The organism is Faecousia intestinalis (assembly GCF_040096185.1).
In the GTDB taxonomy this organism is placed as follows: Bacteria; Bacillota; Clostridia; order Oscillospirales; family Oscillospiraceae; genus JAZOXB01.
This window is the reverse complement of record NZ_JBBMFF010000205.1, coordinates 41873-57346: the sequence shown is the minus strand read 5'-3', so window position 1 is coordinate 57346 and position 15474 is coordinate 41873. Positions and strand designations below refer to the sequence as shown.

Annotated in this window: 11 protein-coding genes and 1 riboswitch; of the genes, 8 read left to right on the top strand and 3 right to left on the bottom strand. The window is 63.8% G+C overall.

The features are described 5' to 3' along the window. Positions 1 to 17: 17 nt before the first annotated feature. Genes WMO66_RS07030 through WMO66_RS07020 form a run of 3 tightly spaced genes read right to left on the bottom strand, consistent with a single transcriptional unit; the run spans position 18 to position 2277 of the window. A complete protein-coding gene (locus WMO66_RS07030; RefSeq protein WP_349135697.1) occupies positions 18 to 521 on the bottom strand; it encodes a dihydrofolate reductase in 504 nt (167 codons plus the stop codon). A gap of 8 nt (positions 522 to 529) precedes the next feature. After that, positions 530 to 1360: a thymidylate synthase gene (thyA, locus tag WMO66_RS07025; RefSeq protein ID WP_349135696.1), complete on the bottom strand. Its 831-nt coding sequence runs from the start codon at positions 1358 to 1360 to the stop codon at positions 530 to 532. After that, positions 1357 to 2277 carry an aldose epimerase family protein gene (locus WMO66_RS07020; protein WP_349135694.1) on the bottom strand — a complete coding sequence of 307 codons (921 nt, stop codon included), beginning with the start codon at positions 2275 to 2277 and terminating at the stop codon, positions 1357 to 1359. The genes thyA and WMO66_RS07020 overlap by 4 nt, the downstream gene beginning before the upstream one ends. 149 nt (positions 2278 to 2426) lie before the next feature. Continuing rightward, positions 2427 to 2648, top strand: a riboswitch (cobalamin riboswitch). A gap of 96 nt (positions 2649 to 2744) precedes the next feature. Between WMO66_RS07020 and WMO66_RS07015 the strand changes: the two genes are divergently transcribed. The 8 genes from WMO66_RS07015 (at position 2745) to WMO66_RS06980 (ending at position 15419) form a co-directional block, all read left to right on the top strand. Next, entirely contained in the window at positions 2745 to 9935 is a 7191-nt protein-coding gene (locus tag WMO66_RS07015; protein ID WP_349135693.1) for an S-layer homology domain-containing protein, read from the top strand. A gap of 265 nt (positions 9936 to 10200) precedes the next feature. Further along, the gene (locus WMO66_RS07010) at positions 10201 to 10965 is read left to right on the top strand and encodes a sugar phosphate isomerase/epimerase family protein (RefSeq protein WP_349135692.1); all 765 of its coding nucleotides are present in this window, start codon (positions 10201 to 10203) and stop codon (positions 10963 to 10965) included. After that, positions 10962 to 12065, top strand: a complete 1104-nt coding sequence (gene cobT, locus WMO66_RS07005; RefSeq protein ID WP_349135691.1) for a nicotinate-nucleotide--dimethylbenzimidazole phosphoribosyltransferase — start codon at positions 10962 to 10964, stop codon at positions 12063 to 12065. The genes WMO66_RS07010 and cobT overlap by 4 nt, the downstream gene beginning before the upstream one ends. Continuing rightward, complete coding sequence (locus tag WMO66_RS07000; protein WP_349135690.1) at positions 12062 to 12589, top strand: bifunctional adenosylcobinamide kinase/adenosylcobinamide-phosphate guanylyltransferase; 528 nt, start codon at positions 12062 to 12064, stop codon at positions 12587 to 12589. Before cobT ends, WMO66_RS07000 begins: the two co-directional genes overlap by 4 nt. Continuing rightward, entirely contained in the window at positions 12586 to 13329 is a 744-nt protein-coding gene (locus WMO66_RS06995) for an adenosylcobinamide-GDP ribazoletransferase (RefSeq protein ID WP_349135689.1), read from the top strand. Before WMO66_RS07000 ends, WMO66_RS06995 begins: the two co-directional genes overlap by 4 nt. A gap of 4 nt (positions 13330 to 13333) precedes the next feature. After that, on the top strand, positions 13334 to 13702 hold the full coding sequence (locus tag WMO66_RS06990; RefSeq protein WP_349135688.1) for a bifunctional adenosylcobinamide kinase/adenosylcobinamide-phosphate guanylyltransferase: 369 nt from the start codon (positions 13334 to 13336) through the stop codon (positions 13700 to 13702). Continuing rightward, positions 13699 to 14319, top strand: a complete 621-nt coding sequence (locus WMO66_RS06985; RefSeq protein ID WP_349135687.1) for a histidine phosphatase family protein — start codon at positions 13699 to 13701, stop codon at positions 14317 to 14319. The genes WMO66_RS06990 and WMO66_RS06985 overlap by 4 nt, the downstream gene beginning before the upstream one ends. Before the next feature lie 44 nt (positions 14320 to 14363). Then, positions 14364 to 15419 (top strand): FRG domain-containing protein, encoded by a 1056-nt coding sequence (locus tag WMO66_RS06980; protein ID WP_349135686.1) that lies wholly within the window; start codon positions 14364 to 14366, stop codon positions 15417 to 15419. Positions 15420 to 15474 lie beyond the last annotated feature (55 nt).

Below are 15474 nucleotides of genomic sequence, written 5' to 3'. Positions count from 1 at the left end.
AGGGAGCAATTCTATGTTCATAATGGAAGCGGAGCGTCGTTTTCGTAGGTCAGATAGCGGAAGCAATGGCCGCCGTCCTCCTGCAGGGGGCCGGTGTCCGTGCAGCGCCAGTTCGGGAGCCGGTCCAGATCGGGGAAAAACCGGTCGGCAGGCAGGTCGGCGCAGGTCTGCGTGAGCAGCACGCGGCTGCACCACGGCAGCAGCGCGCGGTAGACGCTCGCACCGCCGATGAGGCACAGCGAATCGGCCGGACGGGTACGCATGGCTTCCTGCAGGGCCGCAAGCGACGGAAACACCGCTGCGCCCGGCACGGAAAAGCCGGGCGTGGCCGATAGGATCCAGTTCTCGCGGTTCGGCAGCGGGCGCGCGTGGGGGAAGGTGAGCAGGGTCTTGCGGCCATAGATCACGGTCTTCCCGGTCGTGAGCGCGCGGAAGCGGCGCAGGTCAGCGGAAATGGAGACAAGCAGATCGCCGTCCTTCCCGATGCCCCAGTTTTGCGTGACGTTGACGATGCAGTCCATGGCTCCTCCTAAATGGCGACAGGAATTCTGGCCGAAAACGGATGATAGCGGTAGTTCTCCACCTGCACGCTGTCCGGCGTGAAGGCATAGAAGTCCGTGACCGCAGGATCGAGCCGGAATTCCGGCGCGGGATACGGCTCCAGCTCCAGCATCTGCTCGACAAGCGGAATGTGGCGGTCGTAGATATGGCAATCGGCGATCACATGCACGAGCTCGCCTGCGACAAGACCGCTGACCTGCGCCAGCATGTGCACGAGCACGGCATACTGCACGACATTCCAGTTGTTTGCCGTGAGCATGTCCTGCGAGCGCTGATTCAGAATGGCGTTGAGCCGGTTGCCGCTGACATGGAACGTCATGGAATAGGCGCAGGGATACAGAGCCATCTCGTGCAGATCGGCGAAATTGTAGAGGCTTGTCAGAATGCGGCGGCTGGCCGGGTTGTGCTTCAGGTCGTACAGCACGCGGTCGACCTGATCGAACTCTCCCTCCGGGAAACGGTATTTGATGCCGAGCTGATAGCCGTAGGCCTTGCCGATGGAGCCGCTCTCATCGGCCCAGCTGTCCCAGATATGGCTGCCGAGGTCGCGGACGTTGTTCGACTTCTTCTGCCAGATCCACAGCAGTTCCTCCACGCATGAGCGCCAATAGGTGCGGCGCAGCGTCATGAGCGGGAATTCCTCCTGCAGATCATAGCGGTTCACCACACCGAAGCACTTGACCGTATGGGCCGGGGAACCGTCCGCCCAGCGCGGGCGAACGGACTGATCGGTGTCCCAGACGCCCTCGCGCAGGATGCGTGCACACGTCTCGCGGTAGAGCAAATCGGCGCGGCTCATTTTGCGGTGGATTCGAAGGTATAGGTGATGGAGCGATGGAACGTCTCACCGGCCTTCAGCACGGAGGAGCCGAATTCCGGATGGTTCGGCGTGTCGGGGCAGGCCTCCGGCTCAATGGCAAAGCCCTGATTCGGATGGAGCTTGCCCGAGAGGAATTCACCGGTGTAGAGCTGCAGGGCAGGGTAGTCCGTGTGCAGCGACAGGCGGACGCCGCCGTCCTCTGCCACAAGAGCGTCCTGGCCGTCGAGCACGAAGCCGTGGTCAAAGTTCTGCGCAATGGTGTGCGGCGTGCGGAAGTCGAACGGGCCCTCGGCCGGGCGCAGCTCTCCGGTGGGAATGAGCTCGCCGTCCACGGGGATCCAACGGCCGGCATTGATCTGCAGCGTCGTTCCGAGGATGCTCTCCGTGCCGCCGAGGTTGAAATACATGTGCGTTGTGGGCGCGAGGATGGTGTCCTTTGTGCTGACACCCTCAAAATCGAGGAAGAGCCGGCTGCCCTCCACGCGATAGGTGACGTGCATCGTCAGTTCACCGGGGTAGCCCGCGTCGCCGTCCGGCGTGTGCAGCGTGAAGCGCACTGCCTGCTCCCCAAGGCATTCAGCGGCCCAGATGCGCTTGTGGAAGCCGACGCTGCCACCGTGCAGGTGATTGCGGCCCTCGTTCTGCTCGACTTGCACCGTCTTGCCGTTTAGCGGGAAGCGGCCGCCCGCAATGCGGTTGGCATAGCGTCCGACGATCGCGCCGAGGTAGCTGGTGTCCTGCAGATAGTCGTCCGGAGTCTTCAGGCTGACCACGACATTGCGGCCCTGATAGGCAAGCCTTGTGACGGTCGCACCGAGGCTCATCACGGAGACGGAAAGCGTATCGGAAGAGATGGTATACATGCTGTAGCCATAGAAATCAGATAACTGGATCATAATGCTGCACTCCTTCCCGCCGGGGGCGGATCATAATATACAATTCAAATTATAGCGTATTTTCGGCGCTTCGTCAACGGCGGTTATAGGGTCGGAACGTTTTTCATCCGGCTTTACAATGCTGCGGAAATATGCTATACTGAATAGGTTAAAAATAAAAAGCTTTTGTGGCTCCGGCAGGGCATATGTACAGCCGGAGATGGACAAGGGAATGCAGTGAGAGCCTGCAACGCCGACCGGCGCTGTATGTGCAAGACGCGAGCTCCATGGGCGAAAGCCGGTCATTGGGGGAACTGAGAAGGCTGAGCGCCGCGTTGCGGGGGAGACCCGAGAGCACGAGTCAGAAGACCTACAGAAGCATGCGGCGCAGGTGCGCCATGACGCAGGAAAACGGCTGCGGCAGGGGAAACGAGGCCCTCTGCCGCAGTGTTTTTATTATTTTCGTATTAAGAAAGGAAGATTGGATCATGAAACGAATGATCGCGGCGATCCTTGTGCTGTGCATGGTGCTGTGCAGCATCCCGGTCGCAGCAGCGGCAAGTTTTGATGAGTTTTTTGCGGACGTTCCGGCGACCGTGGAAAACGACGCCTCCTATCCCTTTGCGGAGAGCGACGACGAGACTTGCCTGATATCCGGCAACAAGGGTATGGGGGGAACGACTTCCGCCCTCAAGCTGACCTTCCGGAGCGGCGGTACGTTCCGCTTCTCCTATAAGGTCTCCAGTGAGTCCAAATACGACTATATGGCGGTTACGAAGAACGGAACGGACCTGACGAAGTCCAATGCGACCTCGTATTCCGGTGCGATGACGTCCTTCCAGACCTACACGATGGAGGTTGCGGCGAATGACGTCGTGACCATCGGGTATTCCAAGGACTACAGCAGCGATAGGAACGATGACACGCTCTATCTGAAGGACTTCAGCTGCAAAACGTACTATGGCGTCACGTTCACGGGCGCGCCTGCAGGCACGGCCTTTACGCTGACGGACAGCGCGGATGCTTCCTATGCCGTGACGGACGGCAAGGCCAGCGTTCCGGCGGGCGAGTACCGCTATACGGCCGAGGCCTTCGGCTATGCGCAGGCCACCGGCAGCTTTACCGTGACGGATGCGGCCGTTGAAGTCCCCGTGACCATGACGGAGCTTGCACGCTATAAGGCGGCGTTCTTGATCACGGGCCTTGCCGCAGGCACGACGGCGGCCGTTACCGTGAAGCACGGCGACGAGGTTATGCAGGCCGAGGAGGACGGCTCCTACCTGCTCTTCCCGGCGGACTATTCCTATCAGGTGAAGGCTGCGGGCTATAAGACGGCACGCGGCACGTTCACGCTCGGCGAGGCCGACACGACAGTCAAGGTCACCATGGTCCCCGGCATCGAGTGGGACGGAACGGTGGCAGACGGCTTTGCGGGCGGCACCGGCACGCAGGCGGATCCCTATCTCATCTCGAACGGCGAGGAGCTGGCCTATCTCTCCGCACAGGTCGCCTCCGGCAATGCCTTTGCCGGAAAGCATGTGACACTCGCAGCCAATCTGGACATGGGCAATGTGGCCTTCACGCCGATCGGCAGCGATGCCCGCCGCTTTGCGGGCAGCTTTGACGGTGCGTATCACACGATCGATAATCTGCTCGTCTCGCAGACGACGGACTATGCCGGTCTGTTCGGCTGCCTGGATACCGGCGCGGCCGTACGCCGCCTGACGGTCCGCGGCAGCATCTCCGGCCGCGGCTATGTCGGCGGCATCGCCGGTCAGGCGGACAGCGCCACGATCGAGGCCTGCGCGAACTATGCCACGGTCACCGGTACGAGCCGGAATGTCGGCGGTATCGTCGGCCGTCTGAACGGCAAGTCCGCTGCGCGCTCGACCGTCCTGCGCTGCGCGAACTTCGGCACGATCAGCAATGGTACGAACAATTTCTCGGCCGGTATCGTTGGCACTGCCTACTATACTACGCTGAGTGAGTGCTATAACGTCGGCTCCGCCACCGGCAACCGCGTCGGCGGCATTCTCGGCCAGACGGATTCGAACACGACCGTGACGTCCTGCTACAATGCCGGTGCGATCACACTGGCCGCAGCGGGCAACTATAATTATGCGGGCTCGCTCATCGGCTACAACGACGGCGGCTCCGTTTCGAACTGCTATTACCTCACGGGCATGCAGGCCATCGGCAGAGGCTCCGGCGACACAACTGCCCTCACGGAAGAGCAGCTGAAGTCGCTCGACACCGTGCTGAAGCTCGGCGGCGCATTCGTGAACGACGCGAAGAATCAGAACAGCGGCTATCCCGTCCTTGCCTGGCAGGATGCGGATGCCAAGCTCATCGTGGCGTTCTCCGTCAACATGACCGGCGCTTCCGTCCATGTCTACGATGCGCAGAACGTGGAGCAGACCCCGGAGGAGGACGGCACCTATCGCCTTGTCTCCGGAAGCTATACCTATCTTGTCACGCGCGATGAGTGCGACGATGTGACCGGAAGCTTTACGATCGACGGCGCAGGCCGCACCATCACGGTCACCCTCTCGGTCCGCACCTATCCCGTCAGCGTGACGCTGACCCCGGCCGAGGCAAAGCTCGTTCTTCGCGATGCCGATGGCAAGCAGTGGAGCGCCGTGAACGGCGCATGGCGCCTGCCGAAGGGAAGCTACACCTATGAGGCGAGCCTGTTCGGCTATGAGACCGCGTCGGGCAGCCTGACGGTCACGGGCGAAAACGACAGCCTGCATGTCACGCTGCAGCAGGCGGCGCGCCATAGTGTGCGCATTGCCACCGTGAAGGCGGACGACGGCAGCACGCTGAGCGGCGCGGACATTACCGTGACACATGCCGAGGGCGGCGAGCAGACGGCGGTGAACGGCGTCTACAGCCTGCCAGACGGCACCTATTCCTATGCCGTCATGCTGGACGGCTATCTGAATGTGGCCGGTTCCTTCACGGTCGCGGGCAAGGATCTGACTGTTACGGTCAGACTCGAGGAGGGCAGCAATGTCTGGACGGGCAAGGCCTCCGATACCGCGCCGGAGACGAAGACCGAAAACGGCGTGACGTGGTACCTCATCAAGACGCCGGAGGAGCTTGCGTGGTTTGCTGCGAAGGTCAACAGCGGTGAGACGACGATCAACGCCCGCATCATGGTGAACCTCGTGCTCAACAGCACGGAGGCTCCGAAGGCCAACCGCTGGGGCGGTATCGGCAAATACAGCGCGCAGTTTGGCGGCATTTTGGACGGCAACGGCAAGACGATCAGCGGCTATTACAGCTGCGATAATGACGATACCTACGAATCTGCGATGGGCCTGTGCGGCTACCTCGGGGCAGACGGCGTGATCAAGAATCTGACGCTTGTCGGCACGATCGAGGGCGACGGCGCGATCGGCGCCTTCGCCAACCAGAGCTACGGCCGTATCGAGGGCTGCGTCAGCCGTGTGAACGTGACGAATGCGGCCTCCTACGGCGGCGTGACGGGCGGCATCGCCGCGCGCGTCTATGCCAGCGGTGCGATCGTGAACTGCGGCAACGAGGGCAGTGTGACCTGCACGCTGAGCAGCGCCTATTCCGACGCGAAGGTCGGCGGCATCGTCGGCGCAAGCTACGCGCCCATCACGGGCTGCTATAACACCGGCGCGATCAACGGCGGCAGCAACAACCGCGGCTATGTCGGCGGCATCGTCGGCTACACCGAAAACGGCAGCGTGCAGATCCTGAACTGCTATAATACCGGCTCCGTCACCGGCGCGACCTGCGTCGGCGGCATCGCGGGCAAGCACACGGGCGGCATGGACCCCACGGTCACGAACTGCTATAACACCGGCAGCGTCAAGGGTGCTTCCTGCGGCGCGCTCGTCGGCGAATATGCGGCCGAAATTCGGAACAGCTATTATCTCGAAGGCTCCGCCTCTGCTGCGACCGGCAACACGAAGGACGGCGTCAATGTCGAAGCGACGGCCAAGACCGCCGCGGAGATGAAGGAGACTGCCTTTGTCCTTGCACTCGGCAATGAAGCCTTCCACCAGGACGACGGCCGCAACGGCGGCTATCCGCTGCTGGCATGGCAGGGCGGCACGCATGTGGTCAACACGGCGGCGGCCGAGGCCATTGCGCGCGCGGCGGAAAAGCTCACGGTCGAGCCGACGCTCGTCACCGAGAACTGCACACTGGCGCTTGCTTCGACGGTCGAGGGCTTTGACGGCACGATCACCTGGGCCAGCTCGAACGGCGCGGTCATCACGCCGGAGGGCGTCGTGACGCTCCCGTCTGCGGGCACGGTCTATGTGAAGCTGACGGCAACGCTGGCCTACGGCGGCGAGACCGGCACGAAGACCTTCCTCATCACGGTGAAGTCCCTGAAGGCGCAGAACGACGAGCTTGTCACGGCGGCCAAGTCCCTGCTGGACAGCAAGTCCACGCTGAACCCGGTCCCCGGTACGGATACGAACCTCTGCACCTATGTGGAAAACTATCTGAGCAGAAATAACCTTGACGGCCTCACCGTCACCGTGAAGGACCCCGGCGCGCTCGATTACCCGATGGATGTGGCGCAGACGACCGGCATCGCGGCCGACGGCAAGATCACCTATTTCAATGCGGACCCCGCAACGCTGGGCCTTGCGGCGCACTTTGCCCGCGTCTCCGGCGTGGAGCTGACGCTTACGCGCGGCGAGAGCAGTGCGGATATCACGGCGATGGTCATCCTGAACTGGGATCTGGACACCGTCCGGGATTACCTCGAAAAGGCGGCGGCCTCCGTTACGTTCGATACCATCCGCAATCAGAATACAAGCGAAGCGGAGATTATCTCCGACCTGCAGCTCCCGCAGCGTACCGGCGCTTATCCGTTCGTCACGTTCGCCTGGACATCCGATTCCAAGCTGATCTCCATCGAGGGCAGCACGGCGGGCGAAGTCCTGACGGGCCGCGTCACACGCCCGAGCGTTGACACGAAGGTCCATCTCTATCCGACCCTGACGTTCCAGCTCAACGAGAGCTCGCTGCAGGCCGAGGGCTTCCGTCTGACGCTCCCGGCCGAGGATCTCGAGCCGCTGCGTCAGCAGATGCAGAAGGAGCTTGACGAGAACTATCTCGTCACGAAGCTGACCTATGTTGTGACCGGCGAGGTCATCGACCCCGAGGCCGTGAACGGCGACATCCAGCTCCTCACGGCACGCGCTACCGGCATCGAGAACTATGACGATTATAAGTTCATCGTCACCTCGGGCGATCCGGATGTGGCCGAGATCAACGCCTACCGCGCCAATATCTACCGCCCGATGCCCGGCGAAGCCGCGGCGGAGGTGACGCTGACCGTTACCATGCAGCACAAGACGAAGGACGTCTCCGTACAGAAGCAGATCGCCCTCAAGGTCCTGCCGCTGACAAAGGCGGAGCTTGACGATGCGCTGAACCTCATGGAGCAGGCCAAGGCCCACTACTGGGACGGCCTGAACGACGGAGCGAACGAGTCGCAGTACGCCGTGACGAAGAGCCTCCACGCCTTCCGCGAGGCCGTTGCGGGCGAGAACGGCGGCCTGACGTGGCTGTATGACTACCGCGACGCGCATGGTGCTGGCATCGTGGCCGGAGATCAGGCGGATTATTCCTCCGTCGGCGGTCAGGAGCAGTACAACAAGTTCAAGTCCAGCAATCCGGCCGTCATTGCCCATGAGAATCTGGTGCTGACGCAGCCGAAGTACAACACGTCTGTCACCGTTGAGAGCGTCCTGGAGCATGCCGTCTTTGCCAAGTATGCCAAGAAGATTACGTCCGGCGCATGGTATGACGACTACTTCTCCAAGCTGATCGGTCAGAAGGTCTCCGCCACCATGACGGTCCTCGGCACGAACGGCCCGAACCCGGACGGCGACCAGCCTCCCGTTAAGACGACGGTCACGGTCGTGCTGACCGGCGTGAACGGTGTCGGCGCGGTGGACCGCACGTTCGACACAACGTCGGATAAGACCGTGGCAGAGGCTCTGCAGGAGGGCCTTGGCGAGGACTACACGCTCACGGTCAGCGGCTATGGCTACATCGGCAGTCTGACCGGCCCGGACGATTTCAACGCCGCCAATGCGGGCGTTGAGTTCTGGGGTCAGTATTACTACATCGACGGCGCGTATGACACGTCCTCTCCGCTGACGGTCCCTGTCACGGACGGCGCAGTTTACGGCATCTTCGCCAACGAGAAGAACACGACCGGCGAGAACTACGGCTACAAGTACAACGTCTGGATCCACGAGCGCAGCGTTACCGCCGAGGCCGAGACGGCCTTTGACGTCACGGTCTGCCAGATGCAGGGCAATACCGCCGTGCCGCAGGCAGGCGTGAAGGTCTATGCGGACGGCAATGTGATGGGCGTCAGCGATGAGAACGGCAAGGTTATCTGCCGCTTTGAGCATGCGGGCGACTATGTGCTCACGACCGGCGACGAGCTGCACACCTACAGCCAGTGCCGCGTCCATGTGACGGAGAAGCCCTTCAAGGCGACGGTCACGGTCCGCCTAACGGGCGTGAACGGCATCGGCGCGATCGACCGCACGCTGGAGGTCTCTTCCTCCAGCACGGTCGCAGAGGCGCTGCAGCAGGGCTTCGGCGAGGACTATGTCCTCACGGTCAGCGAATATGGCTACATCGGCAGCCTGACCGGCCCGGAAGACTTCAACGCGGCCAATGCGGCAGTGGCATACTGGGGCCAGTATTACTTCGTGAACGGCGCGTATGATACGTCCTCCCCGCTGACGGTCCCCGTCACGGCCGGCGGCATCTACGGCGTGTTTGCCAATGAGTCGACGGCCGACTCCGACAGCTACTACGGCTATAAGTACAACGTCTGGTTCCACGAGACCGCGCTCACCGCAGCGGCGAGCGAGACGTTCACGGCAACGGTGTACCAGATGGGAACCGGTGTTGCTCCGGCAGAGGGCGTGCAGATCTTTTGCGGCGGCGAGCTGCTCGGCAGGACGGCCGCGGACGGCACGTTTGCCTGGCACTTTGACACCGCAGGCGTCTACGTCCTCACGACGGGCGACAGCAACCACACCTACAGCCAGTGTGTCGTCACGGTGACGGGCAAGGCCCCGGTGTGTGACGGCGGTGCGAACTGCCCGAGCCGCGCCTTCCCGGATCTTGATCCCGCGCAGTGGTATCACCTCAGCACGGACTATGCCATCACGAACCACCTGTTCATCGGCTTTGAGGACGGCACGTTCCGCCCGAACGGCCAGATGAGCCGCGCGATGTTCGCCATGGTGCTCTGGCGCGTGGCAGGCAGCCCGGCAAGCTCCGCGGCGCTCCCGTTTGCGGATGTCGCTGCCGATGCCTGGTATGCCGATGCAGTCCGCTGGGCCTATGCGGCCGGCGTGATCAACGGCGTGTCCACCACGGCGTTCGACCCCGAGTCCCCGGTGACCCGCGAGCAGATGGTCACGATGATCGTCCGCTATGCGGAAAAGACCGGCGCTGTCACCGGCGCACGCGATGATCTGTCGCAGTTCTCCGATGGGATGCAGGTCAGCTCCTATGCGCTCGCAGCGGTGCGCTGGGCAGTTGCCGTCGGCCTGCTGCGCGGTATGGGCAACGGCCGCCTCGAGCCGCAGGGCACGGCGACCCGCGCAGAGGTCGCAACGCTGCTGATGCGCTTCGCTTCCCTCGGCAAGTAAGGAAAGCGCTGAATCAATCGGCAGAAGCTTCGCGGCTCAGCCGCAGACGATTGGTTCGGAGATTCCCTGAGACTATGGCGCTCCCGCGCCGCTCTGCGGCGGTGCGGGAATGCCGGGAAAATGGCGGATGCCGCATCGAGATTGATGTTGGCATCCGCCGCTTTTTGTGATATCATATTTGAGCAACACCGCACAATTGCAGCTTCGGCCTTCGCCGAATGCTCTTACGGAATCGTGCGGTGCGGCTTTGAAAGTGGGTGAATACATGCAGACGCTACGCGGGAAGTTATTTCTCTCCGGGATGGATGAAAATGCCGCCGCACTGGCCCGGAAATGGGGCCTTGGGCTGGAGCTGACGGATTTCTGCGAGGCGCGGAGGCTGGAGGAGCCTGCGGCTACGGAGGCCGCACGGGCGCGCTGCAGCGGGATCGGCTCTCTCTGGCTGCATGCGCCGTTTGCGGAGCTGTCGCCCTGCGCCATCGACCCGCGCGTGCGCGAGGTCGTCATGCTGCGCTTCCGGCAGACCGCGCAGGCGGCGCTGGCGCTCGGCATCCGGCGCATCGTGGTGCACAGCGGCTATATCCCGCTTGTCTATTTTCCGGAGTGGTTCACGGCCCGTTCCGTCGAATTCTGGCGGGAATTTCTCCGGGATGCCCCGGACGGCCTCTGCCTTGCGCTGGAAAACGTGATGGAGCCGGGGCCGGATATGCTCGTGCAGATCGCTGCCGCAGTCAACGACCCGCGCTTCGGCCTGTGCCTCGATGTCGGCCATGCCAATACCCGCGTGAGCGAAACGCCGCCTCTGGATTGGATCGCGCCGATGGCCCCGTGGCTGCGCCATGTGCACCTGCACAACAACGACGGCGACTGGGACCTGCACGACGCGCTCGGGCAGGGCATGATCCCGATGCCGGATATCCTTGCCGCGCTGGCGGAGCAGTGCCCGGCGGCGGATTATACGATCGAAAATCAGAACTGTGAGCTCTCGCTGCGCTGGCTTTGCGCGCGGGGCTATCTGGAGGAACCATGACAGAGCAGGAATTTCAGACCTTTCTGCGCTCCATCCGCCCGGCGGACCGCGCCGCGATGGACGCTGCCGCCCGCCGTCAGGCGGAGCTGGCCAAGCCACCGGGCAGCCTCGGCGCACTGGAGGATGTCTCCATCCGGCTGGCAGGACTGACCGGCCGGGTGAAAAATCGGATTGACCGCTGCCGCGTGCTCGTGTTCGCGGCGGATAACGGCGTTACGGCCGAGGGCGTTTCGGCAACGCCGGTCTCGGTCACGCTCAGTCAGTCTATCAATATGACACGGCATATCACGGGCATGTCCGCCCTGGCGGCGGCCTTTGGCGATTCCGTCGTCGTGACGGACGTCGGCATCGACGCGGATGTCCGCTGCCCGGAGATCGTGGATCGGAAGATCCGCCGCTCCACCGGCGATATCGCGCGGGAGCCCGCCATGACGCGGGAGCAGGCGCTGACGGCCATTTCCGTCGGCATGGAGCAGGCGCAGCGCGCCGCGCAGGACGGTATGCAGGCCGTCGGCATCGGCGAGATGGGCATCGGCAACACCACGACGTCGGCCGCCGTTCTGGCGGCGTTGACCGGCCTTGCGCCGGAGGAGCTGACCGGCCGCGGCGCGGGCCTGACGGACGATGCCTTCCGGAAGAAAAAGGACGTGATCCGGCGTGCGCTCACGCTGCACCGGCCGGACCCGGCAGACCCCGTCGGCGTGCTGGCCGCGGTCGGCGGTCTGGATCTTGCGGCCATGACGGGCGCGTTCCTCGGCCTTGCCGCAGCGCATGTCCCGGCCGTAGCCGACGGGCTCATCTCCGTGGTCGCAGCCCTGTGCGCCGTGCGCCTGTGCCCGGCTGCGCGGGATGCGATCTTCCTGTCCCATGCCTCAAAGGAGCCGGGCTACCGCCGCGCTGCGGAGGAGCTGGGCCTTGCGCCCTTCCTGCAGCTCGGCATGCGGCTGGGCGAGGGGAGCGGCTGTCCGCTGGCCTTTCAGGTGCTGAAGGCCGCCTGCGCCGTCATGAATGGCATGGCGACGTTTGCGGAGGCCGCCATCAACGACGATTATCTGGAGTCCATCCGCACGCCGGATGCGTTCCGGGTGGATACACCATGAAAATTTTACTGGTCGGCGGCAGCAAAAGCGGAAAAAGCGGCCTTGCGCAGCGGCTTTGCGTCCGGCTTGCCGCTGGTGCGCCCATGATCTACTGGGCGACGATGGAGCCGGTGGACGGCGAGGACCGCGCCCGCATCGCCCGCCATCTGGACGAGCGCGCGGGCTGGGGCTTCAGCACGGTCGAGTGCGGCCGGGCGCTGGAGCGCGCCGCACTGCCGGAGAGGGCTTGCGTGCTGTTTGACAGCGTGACGGCTTTGCTCGCAAACGAGATGTTCTCCGGCGCGCAGCCGGATGCCGCCGCCCCGGAGCGGGCAGCGCAGGAGCTGCTGGCGCTCAGCTGCCGTGCGGCACATCTGGTCTGCGTCTGCGACGATATTTTCCGCGACGGTGCGGCCTATGACGAATGGACGGAGCGCTACCGCAGCGGCCTTGCGTGCGTCTGCCGCACGCTAGCGGCGGAATTCGACACGGTCTGCGAGGTCACGGCCGGACTGCCGCGTCTTTGGAAGGGGGAATTGCCGTGAAGCGCTGGTTCACGGGCTTTATGATGTCATGGGGCATGTTTCTGGCCATTCCGTGCCCGTGCCGCATCTGGGACGAGAAGGCGCGGCCGCACATGGTCGCCTGCCTGCCGCTCACGGGCGGCGTGGTCGGACTTGTGTGGGCGGCGATGACATGGCTGCTGCAGCGCCTCGGCTGCCCTGCGCCGCTGCGGGCGGTGCTGCTGGCCGCTGCGCCGTGGCTCGTCACGGGCTTTTTGCATCTCGACGGCTATATGGACGTCTGCGATGCCCTGCTGTCGCGGCGCGACCTTGCCACGCGGCAGAAAATTCTGAAGGATTCGCACTGTGGGGCCTTTGCCGTCATCTGTATGGTCCTGCTGGCCGCGGGCCAGTGCGCGCTGTTTGCGGGTGCGCCGTGGCTGCGTCTGCTGCCGCTCGGGGCGCTCCCCGTGGCGAGCCGCGCCTGCGCTTCCGTTGCCGTGCAGCGCCTGCACCCGATGGGCACGAGCCAGTATGCCGCCATGCAGCGCGGTACGGGCCTGCAGCTCGTGTTCCCACTCGTGTGCCTGCTGGCGGCCTGCGTTGTGCCGCCTGTGCTCTGCGGGGCGGCCGGGCTTGCGCCGCTTGCGGCGGCGGCGGGCTACTGCCTTGCCGTCTGGCGCGGCTTCCGGCAGCTGGACGGCATGTCCGGTGATATTTCCGGCTTCAGCCTGACAGTTGGCGAGCTGGCCGGGGCTGCGGTCTTGTGTCTTGTGAGGTAAGAGAATGATCCTGATTTTGGGCGGCGCGTGGCAGGGAAAGCTCACCTGGGCGGCGTCGCATGGTATGGTCGGACCGGTGTTCGACCTGAAGGATGGCTGGCCCGAAGCGCCCGTGCGCTGCTGCCGCCATCTTGAAGCGCTGACGCGCGCGGCTTCCGACCGCGGCGAGACGGCGCAGCAGGTGCTGGACCGCCTGCTGCCGCTGACGCAGGAGGCGTTTGTCATCTCGCGCGAGGTCGGCTCCGGTGTCGTGCCGCTCGATGCGGCGGAGCGCCGCTGGCGCGAGGTGCACGGCGCGGTGCTGCAGGGCCTTGCGGCCCGAGCGGAGCACGTCAGCCGGATATTTTGCGGACTGGAGGAACGGTTAAAGTGAAATTGACCCTGATTCGGCATGGCCTGACGGAGGGCAACATCCGCAGGCTTTATTATGGCGCGATGGACCTGCCGCTGCTGCCTGATGGCATCGAGGCCCTGCACGCGCTGCGCGACGGCGGCGGCTATCCGGAGGCGGAGCGGTATTTTACCAGCGGCATGACCCGCACGGAGCAGACGTTTGCCGCCCTGTACGGCGACCGGCCGCACGGCACGCTCCCCGGCATGCAGGAGATGCGCTTCGGCGAATTCGAAGGAAAGACCTACGCGGACCTGAAGGACGACCCGGCCTTCCGCGCGTGGTGCAGCGGCGATTATGAAAACAACGTCTGCCCCGGCGGCGAGAGCTGGAACGGCCTGACGGACCGCGCGCTGCAGGCGCTTGCCCCCATTCTGGCGCAGGGGAAGGACACGGTCATCGTTGCGCACGGCGGCGTGATCGGCGGGCTGATGTACCGCTGGTTCCCCGGTATGCCGCACCGCTTTGTCTGGACGCCGGACCCCGGCCACGGCTACCAGATCACATTTGAGGACGGAAAACCCGTCTCCTACTGCACCATTCCCGAGCACGGTACGCTCGGCCCGGACCCCGATGCGAAGATCCCCCTGGGCGACTGAGGCCCATTCCCCGCGCAAATCAGAGAGAAAGAGGGCGCGTTTTCATGAAGGAATGTCAGAATTTGCAGGAATTTCTGCAGGCGTTTTTCCCGGAGAATGCGGAGCTGGAGGGCTTCCGGAAGCGGCTCGCCGCCGATGCGACGCCGGACCGGGAGGGCCTGACCGAGGCGCTGCGGGAGCCGGATGCCGGGGAGCAGATCCGCCTGTTCGAGGGCGGCGACGCTGCCGGGCTGGCGGCGGCCAGAAGCCGGGCCTATTCCGCGGCGTTCTATGACGCCTGCTTCCCGGAGGCAGGGAGCGCAGAGCAGGCGCTTTCCCGTGAGCGGCTGCGCTTCTTCTACCGCGGCGCGGCAAATGAGCGCTACCTGCTCGCACCCGGTGTCTATCGCACCGGGGAAAAGCCGGAGGACTTCTATTTCCATGAGCTGCAGGTGCGCTGCCCGGCTCCGTTCGCGGGCCGCCGCTATCTGGAAAAGCTGACGTACATGCAGCACTACGGCGCGCCGACGCGCCTGCTCGATATCACGGCAAATCCGCTCGTTGCCCTGTATTTTGCCTGCGCAGCGGAGCCTGACTGCGACGGTAAGGTCATCGTGTTCTGTGTGGAGGCCGCAGATGTGGCCTATGCCTCCAGTGACCGTGTGCAGATGCTGTCCCATCTGCCGGAGCTGAGCCATGCGGATCAGCGCCATCTCGAGGCTCTGTCGTACCGCTACATGCTCCGGCCGGGCAAATTCCCGCAGAAGAGCAACCAGAAATATGACGACGCTGTCCTCGAGCGGCTGTATTACGACATTCAGAAGGAGAACAACGCCTTCACGCGCGATATCCGCCCGTTTGACCTGCTGCGCCCCGTCTTTGTCCAGAGCAATCAGGACAACCCACGCATCCTCCGGCAGGACGGCGCGTTCTTGCTGTCGGGCCTCGACACGGACGAGGCGGACAGTGACCGGAAGCTCCGCAAGCATGTGCTCAAGGAGCTGCGGATCCCGGCAGGCTGCAAGGCGGCCATCGTGCAGCAGCTCGAACAGGTCAACATCCATCAGGCCTCCCTCTTCCCGGAGCCGGACACTGTGGCACAGTATCTGAGCCGAAAATAATAAAACCATACCGGCTGCTGTTCATTCACAGCTGCCGGTATGGTTTTTTAAATTA